At 70.5% G+C, this 16,654-nt stretch carries 12 protein-coding genes and 1 riboswitch; of the genes, 5 read left to right on the top strand and 7 right to left on the bottom strand.

Annotated features, from left to right (window positions below):
• The first annotated feature begins 11 nt into the window (after positions 1–11).
• Positions 12–2,195, top strand: a complete 2,184-nt coding sequence (locus ACIO3R_RS38070; protein WP_402111640.1) for a discoidin domain-containing protein — start codon at positions 12–14, stop codon at positions 2,193–2,195.
• A gap of 75 nt (positions 2,196–2,270) precedes the next feature.
• Here ACIO3R_RS38070 and ACIO3R_RS38065 read toward each other — a convergent pair whose 3' ends face one another.
• Positions 2,271–4,871 (bottom strand): SpoIIE family protein phosphatase, encoded by a 2,601-nt coding sequence (locus tag ACIO3R_RS38065; RefSeq protein ID WP_402111695.1) that lies wholly within the window; start codon positions 4,869–4,871, stop codon positions 2,271–2,273.
• A gap of 374 nt (positions 4,872–5,245) precedes the next feature.
• Here ACIO3R_RS38065 and ACIO3R_RS38060 point away from each other — a divergent pair, with 374 nt between their 5' ends.
• Both ACIO3R_RS38060 and ACIO3R_RS38055 read left to right on the top strand, forming a co-directional pair.
• Positions 5,246–5,728 (top strand): potassium channel family protein, encoded by a 483-nt coding sequence (locus ACIO3R_RS38060; RefSeq protein ID WP_385035872.1) that lies wholly within the window; start codon positions 5,246–5,248, stop codon positions 5,726–5,728.
• Between the two features lie 406 nt (positions 5,729–6,134).
• Positions 6,135–7,457, top strand: coding sequence for a geranylgeranyl reductase family protein (locus ACIO3R_RS38055; protein WP_402111639.1), 1,323 nt, complete (start codon positions 6,135–6,137; stop codon positions 7,455–7,457).
• 146 nt (positions 7,458–7,603) lie between these two features.
• Here the strand turns inward: ACIO3R_RS38055 and ACIO3R_RS38050 are convergent, their stop codons facing one another.
• Positions 7,604–10,138 carry a SpoIIE family protein phosphatase gene (locus tag ACIO3R_RS38050; protein WP_402111637.1) on the bottom strand — a complete coding sequence of 845 codons (2,535 nt, stop codon included), beginning with the start codon at positions 10,136–10,138 and terminating at the stop codon, positions 7,604–7,606.
• 137 nt (positions 10,139–10,275) lie between these two features.
• Here ACIO3R_RS38050 and ACIO3R_RS38045 point away from each other — a divergent pair, with 137 nt between their 5' ends.
• Positions 10,276–10,449 (top strand): hypothetical protein, encoded by a 174-nt coding sequence (locus ACIO3R_RS38045; protein WP_402111635.1) that lies wholly within the window; start codon positions 10,276–10,278, stop codon positions 10,447–10,449.
• Positions 10,450–10,576: 127 nt separating this feature from the next.
• Here the strand turns inward: ACIO3R_RS38045 and ACIO3R_RS38040 are convergent, their stop codons facing one another.
• The gene (locus ACIO3R_RS38040) at positions 10,577–10,765 is read right to left on the bottom strand and encodes an antitoxin (RefSeq protein ID WP_385041804.1); all 189 of its coding nucleotides are present in this window, start codon (positions 10,763–10,765) and stop codon (positions 10,577–10,579) included.
• 193 nt (positions 10,766–10,958) lie between these two features.
• Between ACIO3R_RS38040 and ACIO3R_RS38035 the strand changes: the two genes are divergently transcribed.
• The gene (locus tag ACIO3R_RS38035; RefSeq protein WP_385041806.1) at positions 10,959–12,602 is read left to right on the top strand and encodes a GMC oxidoreductase; all 1,644 of its coding nucleotides are present in this window, start codon (positions 10,959–10,961) and stop codon (positions 12,600–12,602) included.
• A gap of 100 nt (positions 12,603–12,702) precedes the next feature.
• Here the strand turns inward: ACIO3R_RS38035 and ACIO3R_RS38030 are convergent, their stop codons facing one another.
• The 4 genes from ACIO3R_RS38030 to ACIO3R_RS38015 form a co-directional block, all read right to left on the bottom strand.
• The gene (locus ACIO3R_RS38030; protein WP_362964748.1) at positions 12,703–13,182 is read right to left on the bottom strand and encodes a carboxymuconolactone decarboxylase family protein; all 480 of its coding nucleotides are present in this window, start codon (positions 13,180–13,182) and stop codon (positions 12,703–12,705) included.
• Positions 13,179–14,258: a dihydrodipicolinate reductase gene (locus tag ACIO3R_RS38025; protein ID WP_385041808.1), complete on the bottom strand. Its 1,080-nt coding sequence runs from the start codon at positions 14,256–14,258 to the stop codon at positions 13,179–13,181. Before ACIO3R_RS38025 ends, ACIO3R_RS38030 begins: the two co-directional genes overlap by 4 nt.
• Before the next feature lie 229 nt (positions 14,259–14,487).
• The gene (locus tag ACIO3R_RS38020) at positions 14,488–15,396 is read right to left on the bottom strand and encodes a transglycosylase SLT domain-containing protein (protein WP_402111633.1); all 909 of its coding nucleotides are present in this window, start codon (positions 15,394–15,396) and stop codon (positions 14,488–14,490) included.
• 5 nt (positions 15,397–15,401) lie between these two features.
• Positions 15,402–15,588, bottom strand: a riboswitch (cyclic di-AMP (ydaO/yuaA leader).
• A 371-nt stretch (positions 15,589–15,959) separates the two neighbouring features.
• A complete protein-coding gene (locus ACIO3R_RS38015) occupies positions 15,960–16,502 on the bottom strand; it encodes an FABP family protein (protein WP_402111631.1) in 543 nt (180 codons plus the stop codon).
• Between the last annotated feature and the right edge of the window lie 152 nt (positions 16,503–16,654).

Below are 16,654 nucleotides of genomic sequence, written 5' to 3'. Positions count from 1 at the left end.
GAGACTTCCCCATGTACGCACCCCCCGTGTTCCACAGACCCGTGCCCTCGACCGGAAGAAGACGCACCGGCGTGCTGGCCGCCGTCGCCGGTCTCGTCGTCTCGCTCCTGGCCTTCGTCCCGTCGGCCCCGGCGAGCGCCGCACCCACGCTGCTCTCCCAGGGCAAGACTGTGACCGCCTCCAGCCAGGAGAACTACGGCACCCCGGCCACCTCCGCCGTGGACGGCGACAACGGCACCCGCTGGTCGAGCGCCGCCTCCGACCCCCAGTGGATCGAGGTCGACCTGGGCTCCGCCGCCTCGGTCAGCCAGATCGCGCTGCGGTGGGAGACCGCCTACGCCAAGAGCTACAAGATCGAGTTCTCCACGAACAACAGCACCTGGAGCACCGCCTACTCGACCACCACGGGTCCCGGCGGGAACGAGACCCTGAACGTCTCCGGCACCGCCCGATACGTCCGGCTGACCGGCACCGCGCGGGCCACCCAGTACGGCTACTCGCTCTGGGAGTTCCAGGTCTTCGGCACCACCGGCGGCGGAGGCGGCCCGCAGATCCCCGGCGGCGGCGACCTCGGCCCCAACGTCCTGGTCTTCGACCCCTCGACGCCCAACATCCAGGCCAAGGTCGACGAGATCTTCAAGAAGCAGGAGTCGGCGCAGTTCGGCACCGGCCGCTACGCGCTGATGTTCAAGCCGGGCACGTACAACAACCTCAACGCGCAGATCGGGTTCTACACCTCGATCGCCGGTCTCGGTCTCAAGCCGGACGACACCACGTTCAACGGTGACGTGACCGTCGACGCGGGCTGGTTCAACGGGAACGCCACGCAGAACTTCTGGCGCTCGGCGGAGAACCTGGCGCTCAACCCGGTCAGCGGCACCGACCGCTGGGCCGTCTCCCAGGCCGCCCCGTTCCGCCGGATGCACGTCAAGGGCGGGCTGAACCTCGCGCCGAACGGCTACGGCTGGGCGAGCGGCGGGTACATCGCCGACAGCAAGATCGACGGTCAGGTCGGCCCGTACTCGCAGCAGCAGTGGTACACCCGCGACAGCTCGGTCGGCAGCTGGGGCAACGGCGTCTGGAACATGACGTTCTCCGGCGTCGAGGGCGCCCCCGCCCAGAGCTTCCCGGAACCGCCGTACACCACACTCGCCAACACCCCGGTCTCCCGCGAGAAGCCGTTCCTGTACCTGGACGGCAACGACTACAAGGTGTTCGTCCCCGCCAAGCGCACCAACGCGCGCGGTGTCTCGTGGAACGGCACGCCGCAGGGCGAGTCCATCCCGCTGAGCCAGTTCTACGTGGTCAAGCCGGGTGCCTCGGCCGAGACCATCAACGCGGCGGTGCAGCAGGGTCTGCACCTGCTGTTCACGCCCGGCGTCTACCACGTGAACCAGACGATCAACATCGACCGCGCCAACACGGTCGTCCTGGGCCTGGGCCTCGCCACGATCATCCCGGACAACGGGGTCACGGCGATCAAGGTCGGTGACGTGGACGGCGTGAAGCTCGCCGGCCTGCTCGTCGACGCCGGTCCGCAGAACTCCCAGGTACTGGTCCAGGTCGGCCCCGACGGCGCCTCGGCCGACCACTCGGCGAACCCGACCACCGTCCAGGACGTGTTCGTCCGGGTCGGCGGCGCGGGAGCCGGCAAGGCCACCACCGCCATGGTGATCAACAACGACGACACCATCGTCGACCACACCTGGCTGTGGCGCGCCGACCACGGCGACGGGGTCGGCTGGGAGACCAACCGCTCCGACTACGGCCTCCAGGTCAACGGAGACGACGTCCTGGCGACCGGGCTGTTCGTCGAGCACTTCAACAAGTACGACGTGCGCTGGTCCGGCGAGCGGGGCAAGACGATCTTCTTCCAGAACGAGAAGGCGTACGACGCCCCCAACCAGGCCGCCGTCCAGAACGGCGGCACCAAGGGGTACGCGGCCTACAAGGTCGACGACTCCGTGACCACCCACGAAGGATGGGGTCTCGGCAGCTACTGCTACTTCAACGTGGACCCGACGATCCGCCAGGACCACGGCTTCGAAGCGCCCGTGAAGCCCGGAGTGAGGTTCCACGACCTGCTCGTCGTCTCCCTCGGCGGCCAGGGCCAGTACGAACACGTCATCAACAACACCGGATCGCCCACCTCGGGGACCTCCACCGTCCCGTCGAACATGGTGTCCTTCCCGTGACGCCCCTCCTGAGGTGAACCAACGGCGCGGGGTCCGGCAGCCACTGCCGGATCCCGCGTCGCCGGAGCCGCCGCCCTATCCGGGTGGCGGCTCCGGCTCGTCGAGCGTCTGCTCGGACCAGATCACCTTGCCGCGTTCGGTGTAGCGGGTGCCCCAGCGCTCGGCGAACTGGGCGACGAGGAACAGCCCCCGCCCGCCCTCGTCGGTCGTCGCCGCGTAGCGCAGATGCGGCGAGGTGCTGCTGCAGTCCGACACCTCGCAGATCAGGGCCCGGTCGTACAGCAGCCGCACGGTGATCGGCTCGGAGCCGTAGCGGATGGCGTTGGTGACCAGCTCACTGAGGATGAGCTCGGTGACGAACCCCTCCTCGTCGAGCCCCTGGCCGGCGAGCCACCGGGTGGCCTCCCTGCGGACACCCGAGACCGCCGAGGCGTCGGGGGCCACCTCCCACTGCACGCGCCTGGCCGGGTCCAGGGTGCGGGTGCGGGCCACCAGCAGGGCGACGTCGTCACCCGGACGGTCGGGCAGCATGGCCTCCAGCACGTCGTCGCAGGTCTCCTCCGGCGTCCGGTCGCGGTCGGCCAGGGCTTGGCGCAACTGCTCCAGGCTGTCGTCGATGTCCCGGTCGCGGCGCTCGATCAGCCCGTCCGTGTACATGACCAGGCGGCTCCCCTCCGGCACCTCCAGCTCGACCGTCTCGAAGGGCATCCCGCCGATCCCGAGGGGCAGGCCGGCCGGGATCTCGGGGAACTCGACGGTGCCGTCGGGCAGCACGAGGGCGGGCCCCGGGTGGCCGGCCCGAGCGACCGAGCAGCGCCCGGTGACCGCGTCGTAGATCGCGTACAGGCAGGTGGCCCCGGTGACCGGGACACCGCCGTCGGCCTGCTCGTCCTGGTCGATCCGGACGACGAGTTCGTCGAGGTGGCCGAGGAGTTCGTCGGGCGGCAGGTCCAGCGTGGAGAAGTTGTGCACCGTGGTGCGCAGCCGGCCCATGGTGGCAGCTGCGTGCAGACCGTGTCCGACCACGTCTCCGACGACCAGGGCGACGCGTGCGCCGGACAGCGGGATGACGTCGAACCAGTCCCCGCCTACCCCCGCCTGCGCGGGCAGGTAGCGGAAGGCGACGTCCAGGGCGTTCTGCTCGGGCACACCGCGCGGGAGCAGGCTGCGCTGCAGGGTCACGGCCATCTCGTGCTCGCGGGTGTAGCGGCGGGCGTTGTCGACGCTGACGGCCGCGCGGGCCACCAGTTCCTCCGCGAAGGACAGGTCATCGGCGCCGAAGGGCTCCCCGTTCTCCGCGCGCCAGAAGTTGGCCACGCCGAGGATGACGCCGCGCGCGTGCAGCGGTACGGAGAGCAACGAGTGGAATCCGTGTTCCAGGATTCTCGCGGACTGCTCGGGGTCGGCCTGCCGCCACTGCTCGGACGTGGTCAGGTCGGGCACCAGCCAGGTGTGGCCGCTGCTGCTGCCGATGGCCTCGGGGCCGGTGGGCACGAACCCGATGACGCGGCCGAGCGGGTAGACGGGCTGGTCCGTTCCGGTGCCGGAGATGGCGGTGCGGCGTAGCCGTATCACGTCGCCGGAGGGTGGCTCCGGTTCTGCTCCGCGCAGGACCGCGTCGGCGAGGTCGACCGTCGCGCAGTCGGCGAACCCGGGGGCGGCGACCTCGGCGAGCTCCCGTGCGGTCGTCGCGATGTCGAGGGTGGTGCCGATCCCGGCACCCGCGCGGTACAGGAGTGTCAGACGCTCCCGTACGGTCTCCGCCCGGCCGGTGACGGCGCGCAGTTCCGTGGTGTCCCGCAGGGTCGCCACGATGCCGGGTGGCCCGCCGCGGTCCCCCGTGGGACGGAGGTTGACGGCCAGCAGCCGGTTCCCGGCGGGCCGCACCTCGTCGGTGGCGACCCGGCCGGAGGCCAGCAGTTCGGCGGTACGCGGCTCCAGCCCCAGATCCGTCACGGAGCGTCCCTCGGCGTCGGCGGGCAGCCCGAGGAGTCTTCTGGCCTCGTCGTTGGCGAGCAGCAGCCGGTGTTCGGGGCCGATGATGAGGACCCCTTCGCGGACCGCGTGCAGCACCGCGTCGTGGTGCTCGTACATCCGGGTCATCTCGGCCGGGCCGAGGCCGCGCGTCTGGCGCCCCAGCCGTCGGCTCACCAGGACCGCCCCGCCCGTCGTGAGGGCCAGCGCGGCGACGGCGGAGCCGATGGCGAGCGGGATGCTCGGGTTGGCGAGCTTGTTCACGGTCTCGACCTTGATGCCCACGGACACCAGTCCGGCGGGCGTGCCGTCGGGCCGTGGCACGGGCACCACGGAGACGACGGCGCGGCCGCGGCTGCCCGTGTAGGTCCGGGTGAACCCGTGCCCGTTCAGTGCCTCCTTGTACCGCGGATCGATCTGTGTGCCGATCCGCTGGAGATCGGGGTCGGTGTAGCGGATTCCGTCGGTCCCGGTCACGACGATGTACTCGACGCCGGTCCCGATCCGGATCTGTTCCGCGAGCGGCTGGAGCACCGAGGTGGGCTCCGGGCCGTCCAGTGCGGCGACGATCCCCGGGGCGTGCGCGAACGCCTCCGCGACGCTCAGCGAACGGGCTCGGGCCTCGTTCATGCTGTCGCGCCTGCCCTGAAGCACCAGCGAGACGACCGCGGCGGTGATGAGCAGCACCACGATGCCCAGCATCAGGAAGAAGACCTGGCCGGCCACGGTGCGAAAGCTGAAGGGGGCGCGCAGCCGGTTCCCCGGTGAGGACCGTTTCGCGTCCGAGCCGGAGGGCGCGGGCCGGTCACCACCCGGGCGTCCGCCATCGTGCCGATGCGGCCGCCGGGCGGAGCGGTGAAACCACGCCCGGAACCGACCTGTACCACACACATCTTTAGGTTTAACACGAATTGCCGGGGTCGGAATGCGGAGCGGGCCTCCAGTGCGGGTCCGGGCCGCCCGCCCGGACCGGGTGGAGGCGTTCCGGGCCGGCGGGGGTGTTCCGATCGGGTGATGCGGCTCCCGCCGGCGCGCGCCCGCCCTCGGCGCCGGAGGCCGCCGGGCATGATCCGGAGATGGTCCCTGTGTTCCTGACCAAGGCGGTCGAGCTGCTGCTCGGCCGGGAAGGCCGTTCACTCCATCTCAAGGCGGTGGGCTGGGCGACGGTGATCCTCGCCCTGACCCTGCTCGTCGGCTCCTGGGCGGTGCTCATGGCGGAACAGCACGCCGGACACGCCACCATCACCAGCTATCCCCGGGCGCTGTGGTGGTCGGCGGAGACCGCGACGACCGTCGGGTACGGCGACTTCTACCCGCTGACCCTGTGGGGCCGGATCGTGGCCGTCGTGGTGATGGGCGTCGGCATCACCACGTACGGGATGGTCACGGCGGCCCTCGCCACCTGGTTCGTGGGGCACGAGCAGAGACGCCGTCACCGGCTCGCCGAGGCGGAGCAGACCGCGCGCCATGTCCGGGAGGAGACCGCCCAGGTCCTGCACGAACGCTTCGACCGGATCGAGCGGCTGCTCGCCGACGCGGGCCACGGGCCGCCGCGCTGAGGGCCGTCCCGTGGGCCGGGAACGGTCACGGAACGCGATCACCGGCCCCCGGGGGTGTGAACGGCGTGGCGCCGGGCATAGGTCGGGTGACCGACAGGAGGTGGTGGCAGTGGGCCGCATCAGGGTTGTCAGACGTCCCCAGCTTCCGTCACGGCCGCCGCCGCTCGATCTGCGTACGCCGTCCGGGCGTCCACTGCCGTACTGACTCCGTCGTCGTCCTCCGTCGTCCTCGGGGCCGCACTCCGTGCGGCCCCGATCCGCGTTGTAGCGGCCGGGCCGGAGGAACCGGAAGCCCCCACCTCGCACTCATGACCGCCCTGCCGCGGAGCGGCACGAACCGGCAGGATGCCGGTGTACACGGCCGCCTTCCCCGGGCGGCTCCGGCCGTCCCAGGAAAGGGCTCCCGATGCGGGAAGCGCACGCAGAACAGTCCCCGCCGGACGAGGGGCCGCACGGCCGGCCCGAGGAGGCCCAGGTGATCGTGGTGGGGGCGGGACCGGCCGGTTCGTCCGCGGCCTTCCACCTCGCCCGGGCGGGCGTCGACGTGCTGCTTCTGGAGAAGTCGGGCTTCCCCCGGGAGAAGGTGTGCGGGGACGGTCTGACGCCGCGCGCGGTGCACCAGCTCATCCGGATGGGCGTCGACATCGAGGCACCGGGCTGGACGCGGTCGCGCGGGATGCGCTGGGTGACCGGTGACCGGCAGGTGCAGATCGACTGGCCCGCGCTGGGCGGCTTCCCGGACTTCGGGCTGACCCGCAGCCGCCACGACTTCGACGACATCCTGGCCCGACACGCCGTTGCCGCCGGAGCCCGGCTGCGCACCGGCGTGAAGGTGACGGAACCGGTGACCGACCGGGCCGGACGGATCACCGGCGTGAGCGCGGTGTCCGGGACGGCGGAAGCGGTGGTGCACCGGGCACCGGTCGTCATCGCCGCCGACGGCGCCTCCGCCCGGCTGGCCCTCGCGATGGGGCTGGAGCGGGACACGAAGCGCCAGATCGCGACGGCGGCCCGCCGCTACTACCGCAGCCCCGAGCGTTCACGGGAGGAGTTCCTGGAGCTCTGGGCCGACCTGCGCTTCCCCAGGAGCGACCGCTTCCTGCCGGGGTACGGCTGGATCTTCCCGATGGGGGACGGCCGCGTCAACGTGGGACTCGGCGCGATCCCCCATCGCCGCCACGGCAAGCCCGACCTGCGGGCCACCCTGGACCAGTGGCTGGCCCGCACACCGCACGAGTGGGGGCTCCGCGAGGAGAACGCGGAGGGGCCCGTCCGCAGCGCCGCGCTGCCGCTGGGTCTGAACCGTCATCCGCTGTACACCCGGGGCCTCCTCCTGGTCGGCGACTCCGGAGGCATGATCAGTCCATGGAACGGTGAGGGCATCGGCCAGGCGCTGGAGGCCGGGGAGGTCGCGGCCGAGAGCGCCGCGCTGGCCCTGGCCATGCCCCCGGGCCCGCGGCGGGAGCGGGCGCTGCACCACTACCCGGTCGAGATGAACCGGCGCTGGGGGCGCTACTACCGGCTCGGCAACAAGGCCGCCGATCTCGTCTTCAGCCGGTCCGGGTTCCAGCCCGTCCTGAACCGGTACGTGATGGGCTCGCCGTTCCTGCTCAACACGCTGGCCCGGCTCCTCAGCAATCTGACGGACAACCCCTCGCGCGATGTGATCGACCATGTCCTCAACACCGCGGTACGCCTCGTTCCGGCCCCGAACGCCCGCAGGCACTGAGCTTCCGTTCCAGTGGCCGGTCGCCGCGTCCGTCGTGGTCTTCACCGCGGGTCCGCCGCTGCCGGGCGGACCCGGCCGGAACCGGGCGCGGACGAGGCCGGGTTGCCGGCGGGGACGCGGTCGGTCGCCGACCGCGCCTGAGCCGTTCACGGGGTGCGAGCCGCCTCGCCGTCCGCGTCGTTCCAGCGGGCGGCGAGCAGCAGGGCGATGTCGTCGGGCCGGTCCGGTGCCTGTCTGGCCCGCCCGATCACGTGGTCCGCGGTATCGGTCAGCGGGGCCGGGCCGAAGTCGGCGATCGTGCGGCGCAGTCGCTCGATGCCCACGTCGATGTCCGTGCCCGACTGCTCGACCATGCCGTCGGTGTACAGGGCGAGCATCGCGCCGGGGGCCAGGCGCAGTTCGCTGACGGGGTAGGCCGCGTCGGGGTCGACACCGAGCACGACCCCGCCCGACAGGTCCAGGACCTCGGCCGCGCCGTCGGGGTGGCACAGTACGGGCTGGGGGTGTCCGGCCCGTACGGCGTGCGCGATACCGGTGGCCGGGTCCAGGACGACGTAGCAGCAACTGGCGAACTGGCCGGGGTCGAGGTCGATGAGGAGCCGGTTGGTACCGCTCACCACCTCCTGCGGGTCGTGTCCACTGAGCGCGAAGGCCCTTACGGCGCTGCGCAGTTGGCCCATGGTCGCGGCGGCCGCGACACCGTGTCCCTGGACGTCCCCGATGACCAGCGCCAGCCTCTCCCCCGTCTCGATGACGTCGTACCAGTCGCCGCCGACGTCCATGCCCTGGGTGCCCGCGAGGTAGCGGCCCGCGGTGTCGACGCCGTCGATGACGGGCAGCCGGTGCGGCAGCAGGACGTCCTGGAGTCCGCGGGCGAGGGCGGCCTCTGTGTCGTACCGCTGGGCGCGTTGCAGCGCCTGGGCGATGAGGCCGGCCAGTGCGGTGAGGATCGTGCGCTCCTCCGGGCTGAAGCCGCGCGGCTGGTCGAAGCCGAGGATGCACGAGCCGACGTGCTGCCCGGAGGCGATCAGCGGCAGGAAGGCGCGGGCGCCGACATCGGCGTCCATGGGGATGCCGGGGTAGGCGGCGCCCAGATGCTGCATGGACTCGAAGAAGATGGGGCGGCCGGAGGTGAGTGTCTCCACTCCGGGGATGCGGGCGTCCAGGCCGACGCCGTCGAACCCGTCCAGGAAGCCCTTGGGGAAGCCGGTCTCCCACTCCAGGTAGAGGCGGCCCTCCTTGAGCAGGTAGATCGCGAGCTGTCTGCCGCCGAAGGCGGGCAGCAGTTCCTCGGTGACCACGGCGGACACCTGCCGGGCCGTGACCGCCTCGGTCAGCGCGATCGCCAGCGCGACCGGCCGGTAGAGCGCGGCGGAACGGTCCGCGGGGGAACCGAGGCCCAGCCCGGGTGAGGTCACGGACCCCGGCGTGTAGGAGGGTTCCTCGGTGGGGGTGAGTACGGCTGTCAGCCCTTCGTGGCCCGGGTACAGGGAGATCGCGAGCCAGGGCGGAGGGGTGCGCCGGGCGAGGAAGTGGACCGGCTCGTCGGAGATCATCGCGGCCCGGTAGTGGTCCTCGTAGGCCGGGTTCGCGAACCATGGAAGGACCTCCCAGAGCACCCGTCCGACCAGCTCGGACCTGGCGTGGCCGAGGAGTTCCTCGGCCAGGTCGTTGAGGTAGGTGATCCGGCCGAAGCGGTCCAGCGAGAAGATCCCCCGCGGCAGCCGGTCGGCCGCCTCCGGGACGACCGGGCCGATACCGAGGTCCACCAGGAAGCCGGTCAGATGGCTCGCCGCACCGACCTCGGGCCCGGCCGCACTGTCCCGGCGGCCCGAGACCTCCAGCAGGTGCGAGCGGCCGTCGGGGCCGCGCAGCCGCATCCTGCGCACGACGGGCCCGCCCGACCCCGCCGCCTGGCGGGCCAGGGCCCACAGCCCGTGAACATCCTCCGGAGCAAGTTGCGCCGCCAGTGCGTCGATCGTGCCCGGGAACTCCGCGGGTCCGGTGCCGAGGATCGCGCACAGCTCGTCGTCGGCGCCGACGGCGCCGGTGGCCAGGTCCCAGTCGAAGCGGCCGATCCGTACGGGCGGCGAGCTGACGGCGGGCAGTTGCACGGGGAGCGGTTCCTCGTCCCAGCTCGGTTTCGTGCCGCTGGACTCCAGCTCCGCCAGTGCGGCGCCGAGCCGTTCGGCGACGGCCCGCAGCCTGCGCCGTTCGGCCACTCCCACCGGTTTGCCGGGGTTCGCCGCGCACAGCACCGTCAGCACCCCGACCGGTTTGCCGCCGCTGAGGACCGGCATGTACAGGGAGCCGAACGGGAAGGGCAGGCCCGCCATCAGCTGTGGGTAGCGGCGCATGCCGTCCTCGGCGTCGGCGAGGTGCACCGCCCGGCCCGTGCGGAAGGCGTCGGCCACCGGGAACGGGCGGTTCACATGCATCCGCCACCAGGGGCGGAAGAGCGGTCCGGGCAGCCCCGCCAGTACCGCCAGCCGCAGCAGCCCCGGTGTGAGGGAGCGCAGATAGACGCCCCCCGCCTGTCCGCTCGCGGCCTCGACACCGTTCACGACGGCCTGGGCGAGCACCAGCGACAGTTCGTCCGGCGCCCGGCCGCCCTTGAGCCTCTCGGGCACGCTGCCGTCCTCGCCGAGCGGAGCACCCCGGGCCGCGCCGTACCAGGTCACTCACTCAGCATGCCCCCGCGCAGCCGTACTCCGCACTTCAGACGAAAAGCTGCTTTCGATCAGAAATGCACCCTTTACACTTGTATGCGAGTCTGAAAGGCGGCCCATCGTCCGACATCCGCACAGGAGGCACGATCATGGGCAAGAAGCAGAGTCGGCACAACCGTGGCGCCCGCAGTGGCGGCCATGAGCAGTCCGCGACCACCGCGGAGCCCAAGGAACAGACGAGCGCGGCACCCGAGCCCGAAGGGGTGAAGGCGATCTCGGAGCACGTCTCGCACAGGCGGGAGCGGAAGTTCGGCCACAACTGACCTCCGGTACCGCCGCCGCGATCGCAACGGAGCGGCAGTCGCCATCGATGGCGACTGCCGCTCCGTTGCGATCGAGCGAGGGCCCGTCGTGACGGCGCGGAGGCCGTCGGGGCTTCCGGGGCACGTCCTACCGGTCACCGGCGGGCGGCCGGTGGTCACCGAGCTGGTCATTGAGCTTCTGCTGAGCGGAGTCGACCTGGCCGCTGTACTTGCCGTGTGTCTTCTTGTCGACGAAGTCGCCACCCTTCTCGACTCCCTGATGGGCCTGGTCCGGGTGCCCCTTGATCAGGTCCTTGATCTTGTCGAGCATGCTCATGACTCTCCTCCTCATGGAACGCTGACCTTCCCAGCATCCCCGCGACACCCCGGCGCCGCACCCTGGAGCGGAGGGGGCCGCGAGGGACCGCGAGCGTCCGGGACCCAGAGAAGTTACCCACAGGTATGTAGTGACTTCTTGCGCGCACGCCAGTAGAACTCGTTCCCATTCGATCGAGAGTGAGGAACGTCACATGACGGACTCAAGCTTACCGGACAAGGGATCGAGCGGCGTCTCGCGTCGCAAATTCATCGCTAGAACAAGTTTCATTCTGGGGGCTGCGGCCCTCTCCGGTCACGCCACCGCCGCCCAGGCGGCGAGCCGCGCCACGGCCACCGCGATCGGCAACGGGGAGCACGTCCCGGTCCTGGTGATCGGCACCGGGTACGGCGGTTCCGTGGCCGCCCTGCGACTCGCCCGCGCGGGCATCCGCGTCCACATGGTCGAGATGGGCATGTCCTGGGACACCCCCGGGTCCGACGGCAAGATCTTCGCCAACACCACGAATCCCGACGGCCGCTCGTACTGGCTCCGCACCAAGACCAAGCAGCCCCTCAGCAACTTCTTCGGCATCCCCATCGACCGGTCCATCCCCCGCTACACCGGAATCCTGGACGCCGAGGACTTCAGCGGCATCACGGTGTACCAGGGACGCGGCGTCGGCGGCGGCTCACTGGTCAACGGCGGCATGGCCGTCACGCCCCGGCGGGAGAACTTCGGCGCCATCCTCCCCACGGTCAACACGGACGAGATGTACTCCACCTACTACCCGCGCGCCAACGCCGGCCTCGGCGTCGGGACCGTCGACCCGGCCTGGTTCGACAGCGTCGCCTGCTACCAGTACGCCAGGGTCGGTCGTAAGCAGGCCCAGCGCTCCGGCTTCCCGTTCGTCTTCGTGCCCGACGTGTACGACTGGGACTACATGGAGAAGGAGGCCGCCGGCACCGTACCCAAGTCGGCCCTGGACGGCGAGATCCTCTACGGCAACAACTACGGCAAGAAGTCGCTGCAGAAGACCTACCTCTCCCAGGTCATGGCGACCGGCAACGTCACCATCTCGCCCCTGCACAAGGTGACTTCGGTGTCTCCGGCGTCGGCCGGGGGCTACACGGTCGTCATCGACCAGCTCCGCACCGACGGGAGCACAGAGGCCACCAAGACGGTGACCGCGGACAAGGTGTTCTTCGCGGCCGGCAGCGTCGGCACGAGCAAACTGCTGACCGAGCTCAAGGCCACCGGCAGGCTCCCCGGCCTCAACGACGAGATCGGCAAGGGCTGGGGCGACAACGGCAACGTCATGTGCGGCCGCGCCAACCACCTGTGGGACCCGACCGGTGCGGTCCAGGCGAGCATCCCCTGCGGCGGCATCGACAACTGGGACGCCGGTGGCGCGTTCGCCGAAGTCGCGCCACTGCCGACCGGGATCGAGACGTTCGCCTCGTTCTACCTGTCGATCACGAAGAACCCGAACCGCGCCCAGTTCTCCTGGAACGCCGCGACGGGCAAGGTCGACCTGAACTGGCAGGCCGCGTGGAAGCAGCCGTCCATCGACATGGCCAAATCGATCTTCGACAAGATCAACGCGAAGGAGGGAACGATCTACCGGACCGACCTCTTCGGCGTGTACAAGATCTGGGGCGACCACCTCACCTACCACCCGCTGGGCGGTGCGGTGCTGGACCGGGCCACCGACAACTACGGCCGCCTGCACGGGTATACGGGCCTGTACGTGATCGACGGCTCACTGATCCCCGGCAACACCAGCGTCAACCCGTTCGTCACCATCACGGCACTCGCCGAACGGAACATCGAGAAGATCATCGCCACCGATCTGTGACACCGGCCAGAGCGGCGGGCCGGCCGGCAGGAGGCGGCGCACCAGCCTCCTACCGGGTACGCCCCGGGCAGATGGCGACGGGCCCGGGGCGTCCGGCCGCTCAGTGGCCGGGCAGCACGCACACGGCGTCGAGACCCAGTACGTGGTTGAGCCGGCCGAACGCCAGCCAGGAGCCGATGCTCATGCTCAGCTCGACGATCTCGCGCTGGCTGTAGTGCGCGGTCATCCGGGTCCAGAACTCCTCGTCCAGACCGTGGTGGTCCAGGGCGTACCGCTCGGCGTACTCGGCGGCCAGCCGGGTCCGGTCGTCGAAGGCCCCGGCGGTGCGCCACTCGTTCACCGCGTCGGCGAACTCCTCCTCGACCTTCTCGCCGTCCCGTTCGGTGCGCCAGTCGAGGCAGAACAGGCACCCGTTGATCTGCGCGATCCGCAGCCGGGCTGCCTCGAACTCGCGCAGGCCCAGCGAGGTGTGCTGGTACACCGACAGGGAGAAGTTCGCGGCGGCCATCCCGATGCCCGGGACCATGTCGCCCCATACGTAGCCGATCGGTTCCTGGCCCTCGGGTATGTCGATGATCATGGCTGCTTCCTTCCGAGTCTGCCGGCTGCGGGGCGCAGGGGGACGTCGAGTGCGTCGTAGAGTCCGGGTTCCGCGTCCACCAGCCAGTCGATGGCGTTCACCAGCCGGCCGACCGCGGTGGCGTTGCCGCCGGCCGAGCGGTTCTCGTCCTCGTCGGTGGCCTCGACCGTGACCTCGATGCGCGGACGGCCCTCGATGATCACGCGGTGGGCGCCGGCGCCGTCGGGCGGCGACGGCCAGTCGGGGGCGCAGGACGGGTGGATGCGGGTGATGTGCTCGATGACGATGCGGGGCTCGCCCTCGACGATGCCCTGTACCTCGAAGCGGACCGCGCCCTGGGTGCCCGCGACGAACTCGCCCATCGTCCGGGTGGTGACCGTCGTCTCCAGCGGCCGGCGGGCCATGGTCTCGCGGATGTCGTCGAGCTCCACGCCCAGGGCCCTGGCCATCAGCCGTATCTGTCCGCCCCACACCATCGTCGGGACGGAGGCCGCGAGCATCAGCGGCTCGTACTCCATGGGGTGTCCCATGCCGATCAGGTGGCGGACCGAGTCGGGCTGGTCGTAGGTGGAGTAGTCGAAGATCTCCTGGCAGCGGATCACGTCGACCGTGGTCCCGAGTCCGCTGATCAGCAGGGGCAGTACGTCGTTGCCCCAGCCGGGGTCCACACCGGAGACGAACAGCGAGCCGCCGCCGTCGGCGACGGCGGCCAGGACCGGTTCGCGCAGCTCCGGCGGGGCGCCCCGCTGGTCGTAGAGCGCGTACAGGGCGGGTGTGACGACCACGGCGCCCGTCCGGACCGCTCTGGTGATGTCGGCCAGCGCCTCGTCGGGGCGGATGTCCCCGGAGGCCGCGTACACCACCGCGCCGGGAGCGGTGGCCAGCACCGCGTCGATGTCATCGGTCGCCGCGACGCCCAGATCGCGGCCGGTCCCGGCGAGGTGGCCCGCGTCGCGGCCCACCTTGCCGGGATCATGAACAAGCACGTGCGCCAGTTTCAGGGCCGGATGGGCCTCGACGGCGCGGATGGCCGCGCGGCCGACATTGCCGGTACCCCAGACCACCGTGGAAATCATGCGGCGGAGGGTAGCGCGCGGGATGAAAGGTTCATAGTGCCATCGCCCACCCGGTTGGGAGGGTGTCCGGGCAGGCCCGCAGGCTCCTCCCGGCCACCCTCCCGTCCCCGCCTCACACGATAAAGATCAAGCCAAGGGCTGTACGGCACGCGAAGAGGGGTGGGAGGGAGCCGCTCGGCTCCCTCCCACCCCTGCGCCCCGCTCCTCCCGAAGGCGGAGCGGCGGTATGTCAGTAGGCCCCGAAGACGTTGTCGATCGAGCCGTACGTGGCCGCGGCGTAGTTGCACGCTGCGGTGATGTTGGCGACGGGGTCGAGGATGTCCGTCGAGGTACCGGCCACGTGGTACGCCTCGAAGGTGGGCTGGATCACCTGGAGGAGGCCCTTGGACGGGGTGCCTGCGGCGGCGTTCGAGTCCCAGTTGTTGACGATCTGCGGGTTGCCCGAGGACTCGCGGATGATGTTGCGGTAGATGCCGTCGTAGCTGCCGGGGATGCCGTTCTGGGCCATCACGGCCAGCGACTCCTTGATCCAACCGTCGAGGTCGTCGGTGTACGCCGTCGCGGCCTGGGCCGGAGCGGTGGTGGCGGTCTCCTCGGCGATGGGCGTGACCGTCCGCTGGGAACGGTCGGCGCGGTCGGCGCCCTCGGCCCGGTCGGACGGCTGCGACGCGTCGGTCGCGGGCTTGGACTCGACCGCGGGCTTCGACTCGACCGCGGGCGTCGCCTTCGATCCGGCGGCGGGGGCCGCCTTGGGCGCGACGGCTGCGGACTTGGCGCCGATGGTCAGCTTGAGGCCCGGGTGAATCAGATCGGGGTTTCCACCGACCACACTCCGGTTGTCCTTGTAGAGCTGCTCCCAGCCGCCGCTGAGGGAATGTCCCCGGGCGATCTTGGAAAGCGAATCGCCGGAGATCACGGAATAGACGGTGGACTCCGTCTTGCTGACGGCAATTCCCTTGGCCGCGACGGAAGTCGGGGCCGCCGCCTTTTCTGCGACGACAGCGTGTGCCGGTGCGGCAGAAGCCGATCCGGCCCCGATCAGGGGGAGCGCGAGAACGACTCCGCCCGTGCTCACGGCGATGAAACCGCGGGTCAGGGAGATGGACTTGGAACGACGGTGCTTACCCATGATGGGCATGGCGCATTTCCTCTCCGCCGCCTGCGAGGTGAGCTGTCGGGTTCGGACTGGAGATGTCCGGCCGCACATGATGGCGACTTCACCCCTAGCCGCTCCGGATACCGGACCGGCGGCAAACCTGGGTCCCCCGCTCCTGCCGTACGTGAGTGGGTCGGGTTACCGGACGGCGGCAGGATTCGGCGTTCCATCCGGATTGACGGCGACCGTAAGCGAGAAACACCGAGCGAAACAAGCCCTGAATTCTGGATCTCAATTGATTCGCAAGATCAATTAAAGGAAACGCTCACCATCAGACCTTCACGAAGAAGTCAACTTTCTTGGCGCAACAGGGAACCGGAGCCGGAGACCCCGCGTACGGGGTCGGGAGAGTGACGCTGGCCACTGAGCCCGAAAAGGGTGATTTGCTCAATATTCGTAGCTTTTGAGGCGCAGAAAAGGGACTCGGAGGGACATTGGTAGCTACTCCGGTTAATTACTCAATCAGGACATCTTGACCGGCTTCGCGAGGGTGCGCCGCAGGCGTGCGCGGCCCCGCCGCGAGACGTCCCGACACGGCCCCGGCGTCAGCCCTCGCGTCGGAGCCGTGCCGAGAGGTGGTGCTGGAGCGGCAGGCCGACCGCTGCGAGGTCATGGACGAATTCGAGCGTGCGGTCGTCCGTCAGGGTGTAGCGGCGGCGGGTGGCGCTGACCTCCTTGGCGGTGGGGGCGAGCGCGACCTGATGAGTGGCGAGGTCGGCCGCACCGTCGGCCGCGCGGCCCGTCAGGATCTCGGCGATACCGGTGGGCTGGGTGATCAGCGCCTCCACGCGCCCGTCCGGCTGCATCCGCCACCAGCCGCTCTCCCTGGCCGACGGCCGCAGCGGGGTGCCTTCCGCGTCGATGAGCCAGGCGCGCGTCTCGTAGTGGAGGAAGGGGCGCCCGTCGTGGCTGAAGGTCACCTCCTGCGCGTACCGGAACTCCTCGGCGAGCGTCGGATACTCACCGCGGCCCTGCCCGGTCCAGGTGCCCAGGAATCCGGTCAGCGGTGCGAGCAGTGCGTGCGGGGCGGGCGCCTCGTCCGGCCGGATCGCGTCGGGATACGGGTGCTTCTGAAGGGGGTCGAACATCTTGCGCGCTCCTGAGTCGGGGATGGTGCCGGTGATGGGCGCCGGCTCGCAGACTAACTTGACTCTGTCGGGGATCTTGAAGGTGCCGGTCAGGTTCCCAGGGTTCGCCAGGACTTCGGCCGGGGTATCTCGCGCTGGTCGAGGTAGTGCTG

Origin of the sequence: Streptomyces sp. NPDC087428 (assembly GCF_044744085.1) — a bacterium.
In the GTDB taxonomy this organism is placed as follows: domain Bacteria; phylum Actinomycetota; class Actinomycetes; order Streptomycetales; family Streptomycetaceae; genus Streptomyces.
This window is presented reverse-complemented; position numbering and strand designations above follow the sequence as displayed.

Excerpts from the sequence above, each read along its gene's own strand:
- ACIO3R_RS38070 (WP_402111640.1), top strand. The coding sequence starts at position 12 with ATGTACGCACCCCCCGTGTTCCACAGACCCGTGCCCTCGACCGGAAGA.
- ACIO3R_RS38065 (WP_402111695.1), bottom strand. The coding sequence starts at position 4,871 with ATGCTGGGCATCGTGGTGCTGCTCATCACCGCCGCGGTCGTCTCGCTG.
- ACIO3R_RS38060 (WP_385035872.1), top strand. The coding sequence starts at position 5,246 with ATGGTCCCTGTGTTCCTGACCAAGGCGGTCGAGCTGCTGCTCGGCCGG.
- ACIO3R_RS38055 (WP_402111639.1), top strand. The coding sequence starts at position 6,135 with ATGCGGGAAGCGCACGCAGAACAGTCCCCGCCGGACGAGGGGCCGCAC.
- ACIO3R_RS38045 (WP_402111635.1), top strand. The coding sequence starts at position 10,276 with ATGGGCAAGAAGCAGAGTCGGCACAACCGTGGCGCCCGCAGTGGCGGC.
- ACIO3R_RS38040 (WP_385041804.1), bottom strand. The coding sequence starts at position 10,765 with ATGAGCATGCTCGACAAGATCAAGGACCTGATCAAGGGGCACCCGGAC.
- ACIO3R_RS38035 (WP_385041806.1), top strand. The coding sequence starts at position 10,959 with ATGACGGACTCAAGCTTACCGGACAAGGGATCGAGCGGCGTCTCGCGT.
- ACIO3R_RS38030 (WP_362964748.1), bottom strand. The coding sequence starts at position 13,182 with ATGATCATCGACATACCCGAGGGCCAGGAACCGATCGGCTACGTATGG.
- ACIO3R_RS38025 (WP_385041808.1), bottom strand. The coding sequence starts at position 14,258 with ATGATTTCCACGGTGGTCTGGGGTACCGGCAATGTCGGCCGCGCGGCC.
- ACIO3R_RS38020 (WP_402111633.1), bottom strand. The coding sequence starts at position 15,396 with ATGCCCATCATGGGTAAGCACCGTCGTTCCAAGTCCATCTCCCTGACC.
- ACIO3R_RS38015 (WP_402111631.1), bottom strand. The coding sequence starts at position 16,502 with ATGTTCGACCCCCTTCAGAAGCACCCGTATCCCGACGCGATCCGGCCG.